Here is a 20511-nt window from a genome sequence, read left to right on the forward strand (position 1 = left end):
AACCATTACCCCTTAGGCAACTCCCAACCGTTGTGGTAATGGGCATTTATCAATGCATTTGAAGCATCATCCGAAAATTGTCCGGTATAATTGTCCCAATATATTCTATTACCCGTTTTAAAAGCTATATTTCCCATATGGCATACCAAAGCCGCATCATACCCCACTTGTAAAGGAGCCTTTAATTTGGAACCGTCCCTGGATTTCACAGCTTCAATAAAATTCACGGTATGATTATCCAACCCACTACCTTGGTTTTTTTGTAATGGTATACTTTGCATCTTATCCTTTTCAGATATCACCTCCCAACCCTTGCGGTCCAAAACCAGGGTTCCATTGTTGCCTATAAACGAAATACCGTGATTGCGTCCGTAATTGCCATTATCTATGCCTGTAGCATGCTCCCACAAAATTGAAAAACCATCATACTCATAAACGGTCTGCAAGGTATCCGGTGTTTCTGAAGCATCATCGGGATAGGCAAACTTTCCCCCTAGTGCCATCACCGATTTTGGGGTGTTGGCTTTCATTCCATACAGGGCATAATCCATAAGATGCACCCCCCAATCTGTCATTAACCCACCGGCATAATCCCAGTACCATCTAAAATTAAAATGGAACCTGTTGGCATTAAACGGTCTCTTGGGTGCAGGTCCCAACCACATGTCATAATCCACTCCGGCAGGAGCGGCAGTATCCGACAAAACTGGGATAGACCCCATCCAACCCTGATAGGCCCAAGCTTTTGCCAAACGAATTTCTCCCAATTTTCCCGAATGGACAAAATCTATGGCATCTACAAAATGAGGCTGACTCCTTTGCCACTGCCCTATTTGCACCATTCGATCACTTGCCTGTACGGAGTTCAGCATAAGGTTGCATTCCTCAATGGAATTGGCCAAAGGTTTTTCACAATACACATCCTTTCCTGCTTTAACGGCATCGGAAAGCTGCAGACAATGCCAATGATCCGGAGTACCAATGATTACAACATCTACATCCTTATCTTCCAATAATTTTCGATAATCCTTATATAATTTAGGCTTCTTAATTCCGGCCTTTTCCAAATCGGCCGTTCTCTTTTTTAAAACACTATCATCTACATCGCACAAAGCCACAACCTGAATTTCGCTCATTTTAAGCATGGAAGTCAAATCGCTAAAGCCCATACCATTGCAGCCTATCAAGCCTACACCAATTTTATCGTTTGGACTTGTCTTCCTTCGTATGGAAGCCAATAAGTCCATTGGAAATAAAAATGCCGCAGCTGTTCCTACGGCCATAAGGGAACCCTGCTTAATAAATTTTCTTCTATTGTGAATCATGGAATCAAAGTTTAAGTAAGCCCTTAATGTACAAAATATTACAACAAAAAAGCACCAACTTTTGGTTGGTGCCTTTTAAATTATTCGGAAAAAAATTACTTCTTTTCGGGTGCGTTTACTTTTTTGCTCATCTCCATGGATATGGCGGTACGATCAAATTTTATCTTCCCGGCCATAGTCTCAATAACACAGGAAAAATCATTGTCGTTCAAATCAACTATTTTACCGTGCATACCGCTCTTGGTAACAACTTTATCTCCCTTTTTTAATTCTTCGGTAAATTTCTTCTCTTGTTTTTGACGCTTTCTTTGTGGTGCGATCATAAAAAAATACACCACTACAAACATCAATATGAGTGGAAGATATGGATATTGTTCTAACATAATTATATGTGTACTTATTTAACAGGACCTACAGGACCTGCTCCTTTTGGAGTTACAAATGCTTTTATTCTAAGTGTTTCGGTTCCTTTACTAGTATTGGCAGTAACGGTTATAGTCTTGGTAACCTGATTTTGTCCAGAACCATTAAATTTAACCAACATTTCACCTTTTTCACCTGGTGCTATTGGAGTATTCTTTGGATACTCAGGAATGGTACAACCACAGCTGCTTTTTGCGTCGGTAATGATCAAAGGAGCATCACCGGTATTTGTAAATGTAAAAATTGTTTCCTGGGGCGCATTTTGATCTATAGATCCAAAATCGTGCTCTACTTTATCGAATTCCATAACTGGAAGACTTTTGGCAGCTGCATCCCTTTCGGCAGCAACCTCTACATTGGAAGCTTCTATTTTACTGGAGGCCTTTTCCTTACAGGAGGAAAGGACAAGAACAGAAACAATACTTAAGGTTAAGAATACTCTTTTCATCTGTTTAAATTTAATTATTTTTTAAGAGGTAATGTGCAAATCGCCATTAATGATCTTGGTGTATTTCAAGAACTACTATGGCTTATTTCATCCCTATTAATTTATATTTGCGCAAAATTAAGGAATATTTGTTTATAACAAACCCCTACCCACTTTTTTTAGTTTCCCTTCCTCCTTATATTCCCTCACCAGCTTATCCAATATACCATTTATAAATATGCTACTCTTGGGAGTGGAGTATTCCTTGGCAATTTCTAAAAACTCGTTTATAGTAACCCGTTCCGGTATAGAGGGAAAATTGAGTAGTTCGCAAATTGCCATTTTCAAAAGTATGGCATCGATATCTGCAATTCGATCCTTGTCCCAATTAGGTGTTTTACCTTCTATCTCTTGTTCCAGTTTGGAATTGTTCAGCAAAGTTTTCGTCAATAGTCTATTGGCGTATACCATATCGTCCTCATCCTTAAAAAGAGGCGGTAAAAAATAGGAAGGGACAGTACTTTCCTTTACTTTTTTAAACTGCTTTAAGAGAAAGGTGTTTACAATGGGTATATCATCTACCCATGTTAATTTGTCATCTTCAAAATAATCGTAAATCTTTTCATTGGGCGCAATAATATCCCGGAACAAATCGATTATAAGCCTTTTGTCCTCCTCATAAGTACTATCGGCATTGGACATATATTTGGCATATATCTCACTTTCCATAACCTCATTGTAAATTATCCTGATGTATTCTTCGTTCAAATACCAGTTGTTCAATTTTCTTTTGGATAATTCATCTTTTAACGTCTTGTTTCCCGCAATTTGAAGCAAAAGTTTATTTCTTAGGAATTTTTCCTTGTTGGGATAGGAATCTGTATTGTTTTTTAGGTATTTTTTGGAGGAAAGGCTAAGCTGGTTCTCCGCCCTTTCATGTAACTCTATAAAAAGACTCAGCATTAACAGGTAAAGAGTGTACATGTTCTCTATGCTTACTTTCAAAAATTTCTCTTGTTTTTCAAGGGAATCATCCTTCGATTGCGTCAATGCATAAATACATTGCATAACTTTAACCCTAATGTGCCTTCTTGTAAGCATTTTTAAAGAACTTTAGTAAGATAAATAAAACTTTCGGGTACAAAAATAGGATTATATTTTTTAATCCTAACTACCTTTTTAGGTATTATCTTATGTGTTTTATAACATTTGGTTTAGATCCAAAAAACTATCTTTGCCGAATTGTAATCCAAATTCCTGCAATTCCTGGTTAATATCCAATGAAAGAACTTCAACATCTAAATAAGTATTTTAAAAAGTACCGATTTAAGCTCCTCGTTGGTATTGTAATTACCATGATAGCGCGCATTTTTCAATTGGTAATGCCCTCCTATGTAAAAAAATCCATTGAAGTGGTTGAACGCTTTATTGGTAATGATATTCTAAAGGGAGAAGCCAAGGAAATGTTATTGGAATACATCCTGATTATTGTGGGAGCAGCTTTGCTGTCAGGCTTTTTTACATTTCTAATGAGACAGACCATTATAAATGTTTCCAGGTATATAGAGTATGATTTAAAAAATGAAGTATTTGACCACTATCAACTTTTGAGCCTCAATTTTTACAAAAAAAACAGGACAGGCGACTTAATGAACAGGATCAGTGAAGATGTAAACCAGGTAAGGTTATATGGTGGGCCCGCCATTATGTACGGCATACAAACGCTTACTCTTTTTGTTTGTCTGGTTCCCCTAATGTTTATTAAAGCACCAGTTCTTGCCTTATATGCTTTGTTGCCATTACCTATTCTTTCTGTGTTGATCTACCAGATCAGTAAAATAATTCATAAACGAAGCACAATCGTGCAAGAATTCCTATCAACACTATCTACTTTTACACAGGAATCCTTTTCCGGAATTTCGGTTATAAAAGCCTACGCTCTGGAACCCAAGATAAATGCTGAATTGAAAAATTTGGCACTGGACGGAAAAAATAAAAGTATGGATCTGGCTAAGGTCAATGCCTGGTTTTTCCCTCTGATGATCCTGTTGATCGGGATCAGTAATATTTTCGTTATCTACATTGGAGGCAAACAATATATTGATGGAGAAATAGCGTCAATTGGAATTATTGCCGAGTTCATACTATACGTAAACATGCTCACCTGGCCCGTAGCTGTTGTAGGTTGGGTTACCTCTATAGTACAGCGGGCAGAAGCCTCGCAAAAAAGGATCAATCAATTTTTGCAGGAAGAACCTAACATAGTAAGTACGGTTAAAGAAGAAACTCCTATAGAGGGAAAAATCGAGTTTAAGAATGTGACCTTCACTTACGAGGATACCAACATTACCGCCCTGAACAACATATCCTTTTCCATAAACAAGGGCGAGACCGTTGCCATCTTGGGAAAAACGGGTTCCGGAAAATCGACCATACTGGATCTAATTGCCCGTTTATACGATATTGACTCCGGACAAATTCTGATAGATGATGTTCCTATTAAGCAATTAAACCTGCAAAGCCTCCGACAAGCTATTGGGGCAGTACCACAAGATGCTTTCCTCTTTTCCGACACCATAAAGAACAATATTAAGTTTGGAAAAGAAAATTCTACAGATGAGGAAATTATAGCCGTTGCCAAGAAAGCGGTAGTACATGAAAATATCATGGGCTTTAACAAGCAATATGAGACTATCCTGGGAGAAAGGGGCATTACCCTAAGCGGAGGCCAAAAACAACGTGTTTCCATTGCACGCGCCCTACTTAAAGATCCTCAGATCTACCTCTTTGATGATTGTTTATCCGCAGTTGATACTGAAACAGAGGAGGAGATTTTGAACCAATTGAAAAAGGAATCCAAAAACAAGACCACTCTTATCGTAAGCCATAGGGTTTCATCTGCTAAAAACGCAGACAAAATTATCGTTTTGGAAGATGGAAAATTAATACAGGAAGGTACACATGATGAATTAAATTCTGTAGAAGGATACTACAAAGAGCTTTATATGCACCAACTTTCTGAGAAAGAAAAATAGAAAAATGTTGTTATATTAGGTTTTTTTTTCCACTTTTGACAGATATATACCTATGAAAAATTAACTATACACTAGACGAAATGAGCGATAAAGATTTAATGGACCAAGAAGAAATTTATTCAAAAGTTTTAAGAGCAGGAAGAAGAACTTATTTTTTCGATGTTAGAAGCACAAAGGCAGGAGATTATTATTTAACTGTTACCGAAAGCAAAAAGTTCACCCATGATGATGGTTCTTTTCATTATAAAAAACACAAGATTTATTTATACAAAGAAGACTTTACCGCCTTTAAAGAGAATTTGGATGAGATGATGGATTACATTATCGATGAAAAAGGTTCAGAGGTTATTTCCGAACGTCACCAAAAAGATTTTAAGAAGGAAGATTCTGAGGAAAATGGATCCATCAGTTCTACAGATAGTTTTACAGATGTAAGCTTTGACGATATTTAATCGTCATATTTTTTATAAAAACATAACGGTCCCAAAAATTTGGGGCCGTTTTTATTTTAACCCCGTTTTAGTCTTCCCATGACAATTTAACCAGGACGATATTTAACGTTAAATGGGCCAGACAAATAATTGAGGTAACCGGCCAATTAAGAAACTCTAGCATGCCTGCGATAAACAATAGATAAAAGAATGGGTAAATCAATAAGGCATACATAAAACGGGTAGTACTCAAAAATTCCGGTTCGCTTACCTTGGGTTTAATGAATATTGACCATATAATTATCATTGGGAAATTCAAAATAGAAAATGCTCCCCTAAGGATATACTTCACGAGTGCAACTTTTCCTTTTCCAATTTTCCTGTACTCTGGGGATGTCCCTTCTTCTTTAATTCGATTAACACCAACAGGATCCAAATAATCTACCTTGGCCCTATCCAATGTATGTACTATTTCCTCATAACTTGACTCCTCTTCAATATGGGCGGTAAGCTTTTTTAAATGATGATACACTTCCTCCTTGAGCCGGCTTGCAGATCCCGACACATCCTTCTTATCAAAAAAATCCTGTACCCTTATCGCTTTCCCATAATACAGTGCGGCCTTATCGGGAAACTTTGCCGCATTGGCGTAATTAACTCCAATTGGGACAATACCTATATCCATTGACGGATTACTTTCCAAGGCCAAAAACAAAATACGGGTAAATCCTTTACTCAATGGCCGGACCCTACGTTTTAAAGAATGGTTTCCCTCTGGAAAAATAAGTACGGCCTCTCCCCTTCCCAGCAGCTGGGCACAGCGTTCAAAAATGGCAGTATTACCCGCCAAGGAATTCTTACCATCCCTGATCCTATAAACGGGAATCATCTGTAAAAATCCGAAAAATACTTTCAACAAGGCCGTCTTGAATACATCGGACCTAGTTAAAAAATAAGGCTTCCGCTTACAATGGGTTGCAATCAATAAGGCATCAAGCAAAGCGTTTTGATGATTTGCCAAAAACATAATGGGTTTTCCGGAAGGTACATTGGACGACCCTTCAATCTTTATTTTGGAAAAATAGAAAGTCAAAGCCGTGCGTATCCAAACCCAAATTACAAGATATCCTATTTTTCTCAAACAAATTCTTCTTTATCAATTGGAAAATACCCCCAAAAAGTAGCTATTGTCAAACCGGATATTAAGTGCCAAATACCCCAAAAAGCAGCCAAAAGAGCCATCCCTCCCAGTCCGTCAAAAAAAGTAAATATCAGTAACAATCCAAGGCCTGAATTCTGAATCCCGGTTTCTATTCCAATTGTTCTTTTATCCATTTGTGAAAGACTAAAAAATTTAGCCAACGAAAAGCCAGTAACAAAAGCCAGGAGGTTATGCAGAACAACTATCCAGAACACGTAGAGAACATATTCCATAAAAATATCCCTATTGTCATACAGCGCAATAAAAATGAGGACAACAAAGAACACCAGCGAAAGTACTTTTAAAACCTTTGCTATTTTGGAGGCAAATCTTGGTCTGAAATGCTTTATCAACATCCCCAAAATTAATGGTAGAGCCAAAAGTAATGCCACTAGTTTCACCATGGAAAAAGGGGCTATGGCAACTTCTTGAAGGATTGATGCGGTAGGCCCATATAGGGAACCCCATAATTGAAGGTTCAAAGGGGTCATAATTACAGCCAGTAAGGTGGCTACAGCCGTTAAACTTACTGACAGGGCCGTATTCCCCTTGGCCAAATGTGTAATAAAATTGGAAATATTACCTCCCGGACAGGCAGCGACCATAAACATTCCCAATGCAATACTGGGCAAGGGCTCCACTAGCAAAACCAACACAAAGGTTACCGCGGGCAATAGAACAAACTGACTCAAAACGCCCACAAAAAGAGGCTTAGGTTTTCTTGCCAATCTTCTAAAGTCATCTATGGATATATCCAATGCTATCCCAAACATTACCAAAGCCAATGCCACATTGAGCACCCAAAGTGATTGTTCATTAAAATCTATATGGATCTTATCCAGAGGGGTAGTTACCAAAAATTATGAAATTTTAAGTCCATTGTCAACTTCTGCTTCCGGTCGCAACAATATTACATCGGAACCGTCAACAGCGCCCAATATAAGACATTCACTCATAAAATTTGCAATTTGCTTTTTAGGAAAATTGATCACCGCAATTATCTGCTTCCCCAAAAGTTCATCTTTGGAATACCTTTGCGTAATTTGGGCCGATGTTTTCCTAATCCCTATCTCCTTGCCAAAATCTACCTGTACTTGGTAGGCAGGTTTCCTGGCCTCTGGAAAATCTTTAATTTCAATAATAGTGCCCACTCTCATATCTATTTTGGAAAAATCGGGCCAAGTAATAGTTTCGTTCATTTAACAATTCTGAGTTTATCAATAATATCCTTAGGAATATTTCCTGAATATGCCCCATAAGCATCAACCAATAGGCCCTTGTTTCCGGCTGAAGTTTCAATTACATAAAGGACCATGTTATCATCTGGATCACTCATTCCCTCAAACCTGTAAAATTTAATCACATTAAAATCCTTAGCAGAATGTATTTTTCTAATTTTTTATTTTCTATCCCTAGCTCACACAAATTCAAATCTACTGTGAAACCGGCATTTTTTAAAATCAGTTATGGCCTCCGACAATGTTGGATAAGAATTCTTCATTCTCCATATAATTTAAGGATTAATCCAAAAATAACTAGTTTACGATCCACATACAAGAATCTTTAATTTCAATTAACTTTGTACAAGACCTAAATTCAAAACATCAAAGTCATGGCCAATACACCCAGTAACATGCTTCCTTTGGGCACAATAGCTCCCAACTTTAAACTACTAGATACCACTTTGGACAAACAAAAAAGCCTTCAAGACCTAAAAGGCACAAAGGGTACCGTAATTATGTTCATATGTAACCACTGCCCTTTTGTTAAGCATTTGAACGCCGAAATCGTTAAAACCGCAATGGAATATCAACCTAAAGATATTTCATTTATAGCAATTTCCAGCAACGACGTGGAAAACTATCCTCAAGATGCTCCCCATTTAATGAAGCTGATCAGTATGGAACAGAAGTATACTTTTCCCTATTTGTACGATGAGAGCCAAGAAGTGGCCAAAGCCTATGATGCCGCCTGTACCCCTGATTTCTATTTATTCGATGCCAATTTAAAGCTGGTATATCGGGGGCAGTTTGACAACTCCCGTCCGGGAAACGGCATTCCCGTTACCGGGGAGGATTTAAAGACAGCCATGGACGCCCTTCTTGCAGGAAAAGAAATAAATGAGAAACAAAAACCCAGTATGGGCTGCAATATAAAATGGAAAAAATAATAGTTCCTAACTACATTCTATAGTATTCTATTGGGCCAAACCTATTGCTGTTCTAAGGAATTCTTTAGGGAAGTTATTGGCAAGTCCAACCTTTACGCTCCAGAACGCCTTCTATATGTGCTAGATGATGGTTACCGTGCCAAGCATATTTTCCTATATTTTCCAGAAGGCTTACCGCCACATTACCATCGGGATGAATGTACACCCTTTCCAAATCTTCTTTGGACAAACCTTTTAAGAGATACACCAATTTCGCATGTAGTGCCTTAAGATAATTTACGGAAAGGACTATTGGTGCATTATTGGCATCGAACAGTTTGCTCCATTCCTTCTCATCATACGCTTTAATTATAGGTCTATCCTCTGTCAAAGCCCATTTGAATCTGATATAACTATTATGATGGCTATCTGCAATATGATGCACCACTTGCCTTATGGTCCAACCACCTGGGCGATATGGTGTATTTAGCTGTTGATCGCTAAGATGAATTACCAGGCCCTCCAAACGGGCAGGTAAAGCCTCTAATTCAGAAATCCAATCGGACAGTGTTACGTCACTTACCGTCTTCGTAAAGACGAAATGGCCAATGGGATACTTTAATTCTTCTAAGGTTCTTTCTTCCATAGCATAAAATTAAAGAAGAATAATGAATATCAATAGCAAAATCAATGATTAATAACGCAGTATTTTGAGATTTTACCCATCCATTATTTGAGTTGGAAAAAAGGTTGACCCCTTGATTCCCTAAATGATAAAAATAAATATTTTAAAAAAATAAAAAGCCGGGAACATGATTAAAAAACTTGCAGTAGTTCTTGAATTTCAAAAGATTATGAATCAATAACTAAAATTAATTCTATTCAAATTATTATCCAAAACCAGTTATTTTTTGTTAAATTTTAATACATTTTTAACCTTTTAAAAAAGTTGGTTCCAATATAATCTACTAATTTTATAGGATAATAAAATTTTAATTAAAACACTAAAATATGGCAACAATACGATTGGGCGACGTAGCCCCTGATTTTACAGCAGATAGTTCCATGGGAATGATCAATTTATATGATTATTTGGGCGATGGATGGGGAATTTTATTTTCACACCCGGCTGATTTTACCCCGGTATGTACGACCGAGTTGGGGACTGCCGCAAAATTCAAAGGTGAATTTGACAAACGAAACGTAAAAATGCTGGCACTTAGCGTTGATGGGGTTGCATCTCATGGCGAATGGATCAAGGATATTAATGAGACACAGCATACCACTGTTAATTTTCCCATTATTGCCGACGATGACAAAAAAGTTTCTACGCTTTACGATATGATACATCCAAATGCGAACGACAGTTTAACCGTGCGATCCGTTTACATTATAGCTCCGGACAAAACGGTTAAGCTCATAATCACCTATCCTGCTTCTACAGGGCGTAATTTTCACGAGCTGCTTAGGGTAATAGATTCATTACAGTTAACTGCTTACCACAAAGTAGCCACTCCTGCGAATTGGGAAAATGGAGATAGGGTTGTTGTAAGTCCGTCTATAAATACCGAGGATGCCAAAAAAATATTTACCAAAGGCGTGGAAGAAATCAAGCCGTATTTAAGGATGACCCCACAGCCGAACCTTTAATTTTATAATTCTACACTTTTGGTCACAATCAAATAATATAGTCTTCCCTAACTAGGGAGGACTTTTTTTTAGTTCTAAATATGCCCCAATCTTATTAAAAGAAATATGGGATACATAAAGAATTAATTATCTCACTTGTCTATTAAATGGACGGCCACTGCAATAACTTGATCGGGAATAGAATGAAAAATATAACAAAGACCATTAGAGCACAGTTGATTAGCAAGTTATTTTCTTTTTCATAAGTCCTGAAGGATTCCCTAAAAAAATATAACTATCAAAAAATCATGCAGTTAAATTATAAAACCTTATCTTGTGGGCTAATTTAATTTTTTTAATTTTTTATAATGAATAAAGGAACAGTAAAATTCTTCAATGACTCCAAAGGTTTCGGATTTATCACTGAAGAAGGCTCAAGCGAAGATCACTTTGTACACATTTCTGGTTTAATCGACGAAATTCGCGAAGGTGATGTTGTAGAATTTGAATTACAACAAGGTAAAAAAGGATTGAACGCAGTAAATGTAAAAGTGATTTAATAATTACGGTACAATTTTTTTAGAAAATAGAGCCCATCCTATCGGATGGGTTTTTTATTGGACTTTAGTGTAAATAAAAACACACCTCCTTATATTTTTAACATCCACTTTTCAATTCCAATTTTGCCCGAATTTTCAACCTAAAAGGTAATATTTATATTTTTTACGCAACCTTTCCCCTATTTCATCATCTTGCTTTTAAACACTGAATATACACCATTATAAATAACTTTAGCATGACCACTTTTTTCACTATTTTACTGTCCTTGTTGGTAATAAACATAGCCCTTTTAGTTCTAAGCCTAAATAGGACCAAAAGGTAAAAAGCAATTTCGAATTCACCGCTTCTGGCTTCACTTCATAATATAAACAATGGGGTTTAATACATTCGTCGGCTCCGAATTATCCGAACTTATAGTATAAAAAAAGGCCCTAATTTCTTAAGGCCTTTTTTATATGAATTGGAATCTTATCCTATCCCCATTAATTCAACGTCAAATATAAGGGTGGCATTTGGCGGTATAACCCCTCCAGCACCTGCGCTTCCGTAAGCCAAATTAGAAGGAATTACAAACCTGGCTTTGTCACCAACCTTCAATAGGCCAATGCCTTCATCCCATCCCGGAATTACCTGACCTACACCCAATTGAAAACTAATAGGTTCCTTTCTTTTATAGGAAGAATCAAAAACTTGACCGTTCAACAAGGATCCTTCATAATGGACAGAAACATTTTTTCCACTGACTGCCTTAGTTCCTTTTCCCTCTTGAACAATTTTATATCTAAGTCCACTTTCCGTTTCATTAAAGCCTGCGGCTACCTTATCCAATTCAGCCGCTATTTTTTTCTTTTCCTCGGCAAGTCTTTTTTCCCTTGAACCCTCAAAAGTCCTAAAAGCCTCTACCGCGTTCCATTTATCGGCTTCAGCACCGATTCTTTCTATGGTTAAACTTTCTATTTTATCTCCTTGTTTAATAGCATCTACTACATCCTGACCTTCTACTACGTGCCCAAAAACAGTATGCTTGTTATCTAACCAAGGAGTAGCCACATGGGTAATAAAGAATTGGGTGCCATTTGTTCCTGGACCTGCATTGGCCATTGAAAGTACACCAGGTCCGTCATGAGTAAGATCTGGATGAAATTCATCATCAAATTTATAACCTCCGTCACCGGTACCCGTTCCCAGTGGACAACCACCCTGAATCATAAAATCCGGAATAACCCTATGGAATTTTAATCCGTCATAATAAGGCTTACCTTGAGCTTTGATACTATTTTCTAGATTACCTTCCGCCAAGGCTACAAAGTTCCCCACAGTACCAGGGGTTTTATCATGGGTAAGCTTTACCAGTATTTCTCCTTTCGAAGTATTGAATTTTGCGTAAATTCCGTCTTGCATATCGCTGTTTTTTAATTAGTCTGCAAAGGTAAGGATAAGTTTTCTGTTTATAAAAAGCTCTATATATTAGAAAACATTAATCTATTTTCTAATATCCATTATTTACAACAAACTTCCTCCTGCCAAATATAATTCCTGTAATTAGGGGAAGTAACTATTTAATGCCATACTGATCAAACAAATAAATTAAACTGGCCATTGAGGCGGCTCCAAGTTCCAGCTCCCTTTTATTTACATGTGCAAAGGTGTCATTTGCAGAATGGTGATGATCAAAATACCGCTGACTGTCAGGTCTTAAACCGGCCAAAACAATATTATCATTTTTTAGCGGTCCAATATCAGCTCCACTCCCACCTTTTACAAACAGATGTACCAAATAGGGTTCGAACAAGCTTTTCCAACTCTCTATCTGTTTAAAATTTGCCTGATTACAATCAAAAGAAAAACCCCGGGGCGTAAAACCCCCGGCATCACTTTCAAGGGCAAAAATATGTTTCTCATTATTCTTAGAGGCTTGCTCCGCATACTTGGTTCCCCCACGAAGTCCGTTTTCCTCGTTCATAAAGAGTACCACCCGTATGGTGCGTTTAGGTTTGTATCCAGTAGCCTTAAACAACCTTAGCACTTCCATGCTCTGAACACAACCCGCACCGTCATCATGCGAACCGTCACCCAGATCCCACGAATCCAAATGTCCACCCACTACCAAAATTTCATTTGGGTAGGTACTACCTTTAATTTCCCCAATTACATTGTAAGAATCTACATCTGGCAACATTTTGCAATTTTGTCTAAAGAAAAAATTTATGTCCGGATTAAGCTTCAAGGTGGCACTTAGCAATTCGGCCCCATTTGTACTTATGGCCGCAGCGGGAATCCTGCTTTCCATAGGGGTATCTCCATAACTCATAGCACCCGTATGGGGAAAATCGTCCAACCTAAGGTTCAACGATCTTACTATAACCCCTACTGCTCCGTATTTAGCAGCTTCGTTGGCACCTGCATATCGTTGGTCCACGGAACCGCTATAAGACATATAGGTGTCAATATTGGTTGGGTCCATGGCTTTATTAAAAAATACAATCTTACCTTGAATTTTTTCTTTACCCAATACTTGTAAGCCCTCTATCCCTTGTACCTCCACGACCCCTGCCTTTATACCGCCTAGGGGAGTAGCTACGGATCCTCCCAGAGCGCATATTGGAACATTGTTGGTTAATCCCGGATCACTCTCAATATATGCAAATTCCGGTGTGCCCCTTACCCACTTTGGAACTTTAACAGGCTGAAGCCAAACGCGGTCCAGACCCATGGAATCCAGAATTTTTTTTGTGTAATCCACGGCCTTCTGTGCCTGCAAAGAACCTGAAAGTCTTCCTCCAATCTGGTTGGACAAATAGTTTAACCAAGCATAACCACTTCCATTGGTCAGGGCCGTATTATATATTTCATTAATTTGCTTTTGATCATTGTTCTGTGCTTCAATCTGTGTAGTAATTAGTAAAAATACCAACAATAAATACCTCATTCGTTTTCCAGTTGTTTTTTATATTCTTCTAAATTAGCCTTTATTTTATCATCCAGTTCTGGTTCCCTTATATCTTTGTATTTTTTTAACTCTTCATGTAAAATACTGGCAACTATTAACCTGGCAGCCTTTTTATTGTCCGATGGAATAACAAACCAAGGTGCATGTGGTTTTGAAGTATTGTTAAGCGCATCCTCATAGCATTTTTGGTACTTATCCCAAATAAGTCTTTCTTTTAAATCGCTAGGGGAAAACTTCCAATTTTTCTTCCTTAATTCCAACCTGCGCAATAATCGTTGTCGCTGCTCCTCTTTGGACAAATGCAGAAAGAATTTAAATATAATGGTTCCGTTATCCGCAATATGCCGTTCAAAATTATTTATTTGTTCAAAGCGTTTGTCCCAAAAACTTTGATCTATGTCATCTACACTATGGATCCCAGGAATATGTTCGTTCATAATATATTCCGGATGTACCCTGGTCACCAAAACATTCTCATAATGAGTACGGTTAAAAACCCCAAATTTTCCCTTTGCAGGCAGGGCAATATAATGCCGCCAAATATAGTCGTGCTTTAATTCCAGCTCTGTTGGCACCTTAAAACTGTGGACCACCACTCCCCTGGCATTAAAATCCTTGAATACCTCCCTAATCAAGCTGTCCTTTCCAGCAGTATCCATACCCTGCAAACAAATTAAAACGCTGTATTTGGCATGGGCATACATTGTATCCTGAAACTCCCCCAGCTCTATCCTAACGCTTTCCAGTACCTTCCTTAATTTTTTATCCGAGGACCCCAAATCTTCCCTCGTATTTAAATCAGATAATTTAATTTCGCTATCAACCCTGTAAGTCGCTGCTTCTATGTTCTTCATGAATTAGGTTTAGTGCTCCATTGTTGAGCAAATTAAAACAAAAAATATATGAAATTTTTTAGATTACCTAAAAGTCAGGTCTAGAATTCCCTTGGTCAACGGATTTATTCAATAATTGTAAATATTATGTTGACTTCCAAACCATATATTCCTATCTACGCTAGGAATAAGGAATTGCCTTACCCTACCAAAGAGAGATAGGAGCTTTTATGGAACTTTATCGATCATTTACAAGGAAACCCGGAACAAAAAATAACCATATATCCATAGAAAGTTTCAGTTGGTCTAAAAAAACGGTCCATAGCTGTACTTCATCGAAAAAATCATGAAAAAACAAAGTCGTAAGATTACCTTTACAAGGTTATATTTCCCAGTATAACAATAAACTAAAACCTACTTTATGAGACTTTCCGTTCTAGCTGTTTGTTCTTTTTTGGCGTTGTTTATTTTTTCTTCCTTTAAAAGTAACAAAGCCTGTGAATATGCCGGTTCCAATATTGGCTACATCCAATCACAAACTGAAAAGGCAATAGCCACCGAGGACATTAACATGTCGAAATATTTCGCCTATAAAGCGTTGAACGCCATAGTAAAATCCAAGTCGCAATTAAAGGATTGTGGTTGTGAGCATGCCATGGAACTTATAGACGAAAGTTCGGTTAATCTAACCAACGCTACCAGAGCTACTTCGCTGCCAGGTGTCAAAATATTACTAAAAAAGGCTTTGGACAATGCTTTGGGAGGTATGGAAGCCTTGCACGAACACGACTCCCATGATAGTAGGTACAATAATGATGTTCTGGCCATGAATACCAAGACTTCCATAGCCGAAAAAGAATCACACAAACCTCTGGATAACAATACCCTTGAAATAAAAGTGGATATTGCTTTGGAAAAGTTCAAAGAATCTCTGGACAAGGTGGTAGAATCTGTAGATTGTAAGGAGGCTACTGCATTTGCACAAAACGTTTATGATATCTGTGAACAGCAACTTATGAAGCCCAATCTTTCCGAAGGCAAAAAGTATTACAACTTAAAAACCAAGGAAATTGCTGCCAACGCCCTTAAAAAGTTGAGCGGCTGCAAGAACTAAGAATTACTGCTGAAAATAGTTAAATAGGGAGGGTTTAATTCCCATAGGACTAATTTTCCTTGAACTTTATTAAAGCCGTGTATTAATAGCTTTTAATTTCCCCATTCTTCCATAATCAGCCATATAGCCCGTCACAATATAGCCAAGTCTGCTTATTTACTGGCAAAAGATTTTACGTCTTCCTCGGTTACTTCATTACCCCCGAGTATTATAAGACGCTCAACAACATTTCTCAATTCCCTAATATTTCCGGTCCAATCATACCCCTTTAGCAAGGCAATGGCCTTTGCCGAAAATGTTTTGGGCGCAGTACCTTGTTCAGCGGCTATTTTTTCGGAGAAATGCTTGATGAGCAATGGAATATCATCCCTTCTGTCGTTTAAGGCAGGAACCTTGATCAGAATTACGGCCAACCTATGGTATAGATCTTCACGGAACCTTCCGCTCTCTATTTCCTTTTTTAGGTCCTTATTGGTTGCGGCCACTACCCTAACATCTACTTTGATATCTTTATCCGATCCAACCCGGCTTATTTTATTTTCCTGAAGTGCCCTAAGCACTTTTGCTTGGGCAGAGAGGCTCATATCCCCTATCTCGTCCAAAAATATGGTTCCATGATTGGCTGCTTCAAATTTGCCGGCCCGGTCCTTCACAGCTGAGGTAAAGGCACCCTTAACGTGTCCGAAAAGTTCACTTTCAATTAATTCGGAAGGGATTGCTGCACAATTGACCTCAATCAAAGGATTGGTATTTCGCTCACTTTTTTCATGTATCCAATGGGCCACAAGTTCCTTACCCGTACCGTTGGAACCCGTAATGAGGACTCTGGCATCGGTTGGAGCTACCTTCTCTATCATTTCCTTGATTACGGAGATTTCCTTACTTTCCCCGATCATTTCATAGTTCTTACTTACTTTTTTCTTTAAGATCTTATTTTCTACCACCAAATCCTTTCTGTCCAAGGCATTGCGCACTGTAGTCAACAACCGGTTTAGGTCTGGCGGTTTGGAAATATAATCGAAGGCCCCAAGTCTCATGGTATTCACAGCCGTATCCAGGTCCCCGTGCCCGGAAATCATAATAAAGGGAATTTCAGGCTTTATTTTTCTAGCCGCTACCAATACCTCAACCCCGTCCATTTTCGGCATCTTGATATCGCACAGCACAAGATCAAAATCATCTTTTTTTATTGATTCCAATCCCATCAACCCATCTTCGGCCTCCTCTACTTTATAGTTTTCATTTTCTTCCGAAAGGATTTTCACCAAAACCCTTCTAATGGCCGATTCATCCTCAATAACCAGTATTCTAGACATAATTAAGTATTTTAAATTCCAATTCTAAAACCCGTTCTAAAATAAAAACTAGGTTGATCATTCAATGTAAATATATCCTCTCGTTCTTCATTCCTCAACACTCCGGCCTGAAACAAGGTATGGCCGGCGTAGCCATAAAAGAAAATATTTTTGGCCACTGCATATTGGTATCCTAGCGTAAACAAGGCAACCGAGGTGGAAATGGATGAGGCAACACCAGAATCCGAGCTTATCACCGTATTCTGTAAATTAACGTAATATCCATCCAAAATAAACTCTGTTTGCAGCATATGTTTCTCGTTAAAAAAGTACTTCATACCACTTTTTGGGGCCCCCACTACATATGCCCAATTGGGATGAAACCTCTTTTCAAAATAGACCAAGGGCAATGGCACTCTAACGGCCACAGTTGAGTTATAGGCTATCCCTAATACCAATCGCGTTGGTTTGTCTATTTTTGGTCTATCGCGAAGCGCCCCTACCGTTATGTTCACGGAAACATCCCCTTGGCCAATATTGTTGGTCAAAGTGGAAGACAAACGAGGAGTTACGACCCCAACAAAGCGCCAATCTTGATTGTATTGCAATATGTAGGCCATATTTAAATCGGCTACATGAAAAGTTTCTGTAATTACATCGTCATAGGGTGTTCTACGGTTTAAGTCGTATTCAATACGATTGTATTCGCCCCCTACAATAATATTGTCATTCTGCCCTACTTTAATTGGCATGTTGGCCACCAATTTAATTCTGGATAATTTTGCTTCGGCCGTATTTCTGGGCATTAGCATATACTCTAACCTAAAAATATCCGGCGTTTGGGAAAGACATAAATTGACCGACAAAAGAAATCCCAATAAGAATCCCCCACCCTTTATTCTAATTCCCATTTCCAACATTCTTTTTTTCGACTTGCACCGTTTGAATTGGACGGGATTGAAAAACATGAACATCCCTTTGAGGAAAAGGAATACTTATATTGTGTTCCCTAAATTTAGCATCAATAATATACCGCATAGCACTTTTAATTTTTGGATCTCCATAGCTGTCATTAATGAAAAAATTGATGGAAAATAACAAAGCAGAATCCCCGAAATCTTCAAAAAGTACAAATGGCTTGGGATTTTTTAGGACCCCTTTCTGTTCAATGGCAATATTTTCCAAAATTTTGGTCACCAAAACAACATCGCTTCCATAGGCCACTCCAACCTTAACGCTCTCCCTAGTGCTTTTATGATTTTGGGTATAGTTATAAATACTATCCGTTAAAAATTGGTGGTTGGGAATTATGATTACCTTATCATCCCTTGTAAGCGCCCTAGTAGTCCTTAATCTTATTTCAAAAACCTGTCCTACTTTTTGATTTACCTCTACAATATCCCCTACGCGCAAGGACTGATCCATAATAATAAGAATTCCGGAGATGATGTCTTGGAACAAATATTGAAGCGCAAACCCCAAACCAACAAACAGTGCTGCCGATGCGGTAAGCAAGACAGTGAGATTAACACCTGAAGTGTGTAGGACGACCAACACCACCAATATGTAGAACAAATATCTTAAAAATCCAAAAACACTGATAAACTTATTCTTGTCCTCCTCGGGCAACTTTGCAGTAACCAATTTGTGAAACAGTTTCAGAGCATAGTTTACTGTGATCAAAGAAATTATAACGGTTAAAAAGGTAGCTGCGGTTATATCCACCTTATCACCATTCCAAATTTTGTAGGCGAGAAATTCATCCAAACCCTTAAAAATATTCTTTAGTCCTTCCATTCTAATATTTCAGCCATTTAAGCAAATCCCTATAAGAAGGTTTTTTTCCGTACATCAATATCCCCACCCTATATATCTTGGCGGCCAACCATACAATACCTATAAAAGTGATAATCAATAGAAGAATTGAAACCACAACCTCCCAAATAGGCACACCTCCTTCCCCTATACCGCCCGGTAGACGCATAAGCATCACTATAGGTGATGTTAAAGGAAATAATGAGAATCCTACAGCAATTGGGCCATGGGGATTATTAAAGACAGAAAAGAAGCCTACATAAATGGCCAACATTAAAGGTAATATTATAGGAAAAATGAACTGTTGTGTATCTGTCTCGTTGTCCACCGCAGCCCCTATTGCGGCATATATTGAGCTATATATAAGGTAGCCCAGAACAAAATAGATCACAAAAAAACAAATAAGCATAATCCAAGGTATCCTAAAAAGTTCGTTAGCATATAATTGCATGGCAGAATCGGATGCTGCCACATAGGCAGCCCCCCCTATAAGGCCAGGTGTATTACTTGCCCCGGAATTAAGGGCTGATGGATCTATGTCGAAAACCAGGATCAATACACCAAACATTAAAAAAGCCGAAATGATCCATATAGCGAACTGGGTAACTCCGGCCAAGGAGGTCCCTATAATTTTTCCCAGCATAAGCTGAAAAGGTTTCACCGAAGAGATAATAACCTCTATTATCCTGGTTGTTTTTTCCTCAATTACACTGCGCATGACAAAACCACCATAAATAATGATGAACATCATAATCAGGTATCCGAATGCCCCACCTATAAATGCCTTGATTTCTGTTATTCCCTTCAGGTTCTGTTCCCCGGTAAAGGTTGCAGTCTTAATTTCAAAATTATTGCCCACACTCTCAAAATCCGATACTGAGACCCCTAATTCCTGTAATCGTTGCATTCGCAAACGGTCTTCGAACACATTTTCCAAATTATCCAATATAGACGAACCCGGAGCGTCCTTGCTATAAAAGAAAGACCTGCTTGCCACTTGTTCCAGGTCCTGTTCATTAGGAATGTACAGCAAACCATAAAATCCCATTTTTTGAATAGAGTCCTTGGCCGCCTGTAAGTCAATATCCTTAAACTTTACAAACGAAGTGCTTTCCGTTCCCTGAAAATCCGTGGAAAAATAATTGCTCTCATTTAATATTCCGATAGTTCTAATTTCATTATCGTTGATTTTGGTCAGATAAACAATAAGCACTACCATTCCCACCATAAGGATCGGACTCAAAAAAGTCATTACCACAAATGATTTATTTCTAACTTTTGCTAAATATTCGCGTTTTATGATCAGCGATAACTTACCCATGA

At 38.1% G+C, this 20511-nt stretch carries 22 protein-coding genes; 6 read left to right on the plus strand and 16 right to left on the minus strand.

The annotated features are described in order from the left end of the window. Positions 1-5 precede the first annotated feature (5 nt). The 4 genes from U735_RS0115180 to nusB form a co-directional block, all read right to left on the minus strand. Positions 6-1325 carry a Gfo/Idh/MocA family protein gene (locus U735_RS0115180; RefSeq protein ID WP_031444646.1) on the minus strand — a complete coding sequence of 440 codons (1320 nt, stop codon included), beginning with the start codon at positions 1323-1325 and terminating at the stop codon, positions 6-8. A 95-nt stretch (positions 1326-1420) separates the two neighbouring features. Continuing rightward, positions 1421-1708, minus strand: a complete 288-nt coding sequence (gene yajC / locus U735_RS0115185) for a preprotein translocase subunit YajC (protein ID WP_031444647.1) — start codon at positions 1706-1708, stop codon at positions 1421-1423. Positions 1709-1722: 14 nt separating this feature from the next. After that, the gene (locus U735_RS0115190; RefSeq protein ID WP_031444648.1) at positions 1723-2196 is read right to left on the minus strand and encodes a DUF1573 domain-containing protein; all 474 of its coding nucleotides are present in this window, start codon (positions 2194-2196) and stop codon (positions 1723-1725) included. Positions 2197-2328: 132 nt separating this feature from the next. Then, complete coding sequence (gene nusB / locus U735_RS0115195; RefSeq protein ID WP_031444649.1) at positions 2329-3276, minus strand: transcription antitermination factor NusB; 948 nt, start codon at positions 3274-3276, stop codon at positions 2329-2331. A 179-nt stretch (positions 3277-3455) separates the two neighbouring features. On the opposite strand from nusB, the gene U735_RS0115205 reads away from it, so the two are divergent. Together U735_RS0115205 and U735_RS0115210 are read left to right on the plus strand one after the other, a co-directional pair. After that, a complete protein-coding gene (locus tag U735_RS0115205; protein ID WP_031444650.1) occupies positions 3456-5210 on the plus strand; it encodes an ABC transporter ATP-binding protein in 1755 nt (584 codons plus the stop codon). An 80-nt stretch (positions 5211-5290) separates the two neighbouring features. Further along, on the plus strand, positions 5291-5662 hold the full coding sequence (locus U735_RS0115210) for a PUR family DNA/RNA-binding protein (protein ID WP_031444651.1): 372 nt from the start codon (positions 5291-5293) through the stop codon (positions 5660-5662). A 67-nt stretch (positions 5663-5729) separates the two neighbouring features. Here the strand turns inward: U735_RS0115210 and U735_RS0115215 are convergent, their stop codons facing one another. Genes U735_RS0115215 through U735_RS26000 form a run of 4 tightly spaced genes read right to left on the minus strand, consistent with a single transcriptional unit; the run spans position 5730 to position 8205 of the window. Then, positions 5730-6782 carry a lysophospholipid acyltransferase family protein gene (locus tag U735_RS0115215; RefSeq protein ID WP_051892163.1) on the minus strand — a complete coding sequence of 351 codons (1053 nt, stop codon included), beginning with the start codon at positions 6780-6782 and terminating at the stop codon, positions 5730-5732. Next, the gene (locus U735_RS0115220) at positions 6779-7699 is read right to left on the minus strand and encodes a bile acid:sodium symporter family protein (RefSeq protein WP_031444653.1); all 921 of its coding nucleotides are present in this window, start codon (positions 7697-7699) and stop codon (positions 6779-6781) included. The genes U735_RS0115215 and U735_RS0115220 overlap by 4 nt, the downstream gene beginning before the upstream one ends. A 3-nt stretch (positions 7700-7702) precedes the next feature. Beyond that, entirely contained in the window at positions 7703-8041 is a 339-nt protein-coding gene (locus U735_RS0115225; protein WP_031444654.1) for a tRNA-binding protein, read from the minus strand. Then, positions 8038-8205, minus strand: a complete 168-nt coding sequence (locus tag U735_RS26000; protein ID WP_232233271.1) for a hypothetical protein — start codon at positions 8203-8205, stop codon at positions 8038-8040. The genes U735_RS0115225 and U735_RS26000 overlap by 4 nt, the downstream gene beginning before the upstream one ends. A 249-nt stretch (positions 8206-8454) precedes the next feature. On the opposite strand from U735_RS26000, the gene U735_RS0115235 reads away from it, so the two are divergent. Next, positions 8455-9012, plus strand: coding sequence for a thioredoxin family protein (locus U735_RS0115235; protein WP_031444655.1), 558 nt, complete (start codon positions 8455-8457; stop codon positions 9010-9012). A 73-nt stretch (positions 9013-9085) separates the two neighbouring features. Here U735_RS0115235 and U735_RS0115240 read toward each other — a convergent pair whose 3' ends face one another. Continuing rightward, positions 9086-9637, minus strand: a complete 552-nt coding sequence (locus tag U735_RS0115240; RefSeq protein WP_031444656.1) for a YfiT family bacillithiol transferase — start codon at positions 9635-9637, stop codon at positions 9086-9088. Positions 9638-10002: 365 nt separating this feature from the next. Between U735_RS0115240 and U735_RS0115245 the strand changes: the two genes are divergently transcribed. Next, entirely contained in the window at positions 10003-10641 is a 639-nt protein-coding gene (locus U735_RS0115245) for a peroxiredoxin (RefSeq protein WP_031444657.1), read from the plus strand. 347 nt (positions 10642-10988) lie between these two features. Beyond that, the gene (locus tag U735_RS0115250) at positions 10989-11180 is read left to right on the plus strand and encodes a cold-shock protein (RefSeq protein ID WP_026812084.1); all 192 of its coding nucleotides are present in this window, start codon (positions 10989-10991) and stop codon (positions 11178-11180) included. A gap of 469 nt (positions 11181-11649) precedes the next feature. On the opposite strand, the gene U735_RS0115255 is transcribed toward U735_RS0115250, so the two are convergent. The 3 genes from U735_RS0115255 to U735_RS0115265 form a co-directional block, all read right to left on the minus strand. Continuing rightward, entirely contained in the window at positions 11650-12582 is a 933-nt protein-coding gene (locus tag U735_RS0115255; protein ID WP_031444658.1) for a peptidylprolyl isomerase, read from the minus strand. 154 nt (positions 12583-12736) lie between these two features. Beyond that, on the minus strand, positions 12737-14110 hold the full coding sequence (locus U735_RS0115260; protein WP_031444659.1) for a M20/M25/M40 family metallo-hydrolase: 1374 nt from the start codon (positions 14108-14110) through the stop codon (positions 12737-12739). Next, positions 14107-14985, minus strand: coding sequence for a PPK2 family polyphosphate kinase (locus tag U735_RS0115265; protein ID WP_031444660.1), 879 nt, complete (start codon positions 14983-14985; stop codon positions 14107-14109). Before U735_RS0115265 ends, U735_RS0115260 begins: the two co-directional genes overlap by 4 nt. Before the next feature lie 400 nt (positions 14986-15385). On the opposite strand from U735_RS0115265, the gene U735_RS0115270 reads away from it, so the two are divergent. After that, positions 15386-16078, plus strand: a complete 693-nt coding sequence (locus U735_RS0115270) for a hypothetical protein (protein WP_031444661.1) — start codon at positions 15386-15388, stop codon at positions 16076-16078. Positions 16079-16230: 152 nt separating this feature from the next. On the opposite strand, the gene U735_RS0115275 is transcribed toward U735_RS0115270, so the two are convergent. Genes U735_RS0115275 through U735_RS0115290 form a run of 4 tightly spaced genes read right to left on the minus strand, consistent with a single transcriptional unit; the run spans position 16231 to position 20509 of the window. Then, positions 16231-17394: a sigma-54-dependent transcriptional regulator gene (locus tag U735_RS0115275; protein ID WP_031444662.1), complete on the minus strand. Its 1164-nt coding sequence runs from the start codon at positions 17392-17394 to the stop codon at positions 16231-16233. 11 nt (positions 17395-17405) lie between these two features. Further along, positions 17406-18284, minus strand: a complete 879-nt coding sequence (locus U735_RS0115280) for a DUF6268 family outer membrane beta-barrel protein (RefSeq protein ID WP_069859389.1) — start codon at positions 18282-18284, stop codon at positions 17406-17408. Continuing rightward, positions 18274-19170, minus strand: coding sequence for a mechanosensitive ion channel family protein (locus tag U735_RS0115285; RefSeq protein WP_051892167.1), 897 nt, complete (start codon positions 19168-19170; stop codon positions 18274-18276). Before U735_RS0115285 ends, U735_RS0115280 begins: the two co-directional genes overlap by 11 nt. A 1-nt stretch (position 19171) precedes the next feature. Beyond that, the gene (locus U735_RS0115290) at positions 19172-20509 is read right to left on the minus strand and encodes an ABC transporter permease (RefSeq protein WP_031444665.1); all 1338 of its coding nucleotides are present in this window, start codon (positions 20507-20509) and stop codon (positions 19172-19174) included. Between the last annotated feature and the right edge of the window lie 2 nt (positions 20510-20511).

Origin of the sequence: Arenibacter algicola, from assembly GCF_000733925.1 — a bacterium.
In the GTDB taxonomy this organism is placed as follows: domain Bacteria; phylum Bacteroidota; class Bacteroidia; order Flavobacteriales; family Flavobacteriaceae; genus Arenibacter; species Arenibacter algicola.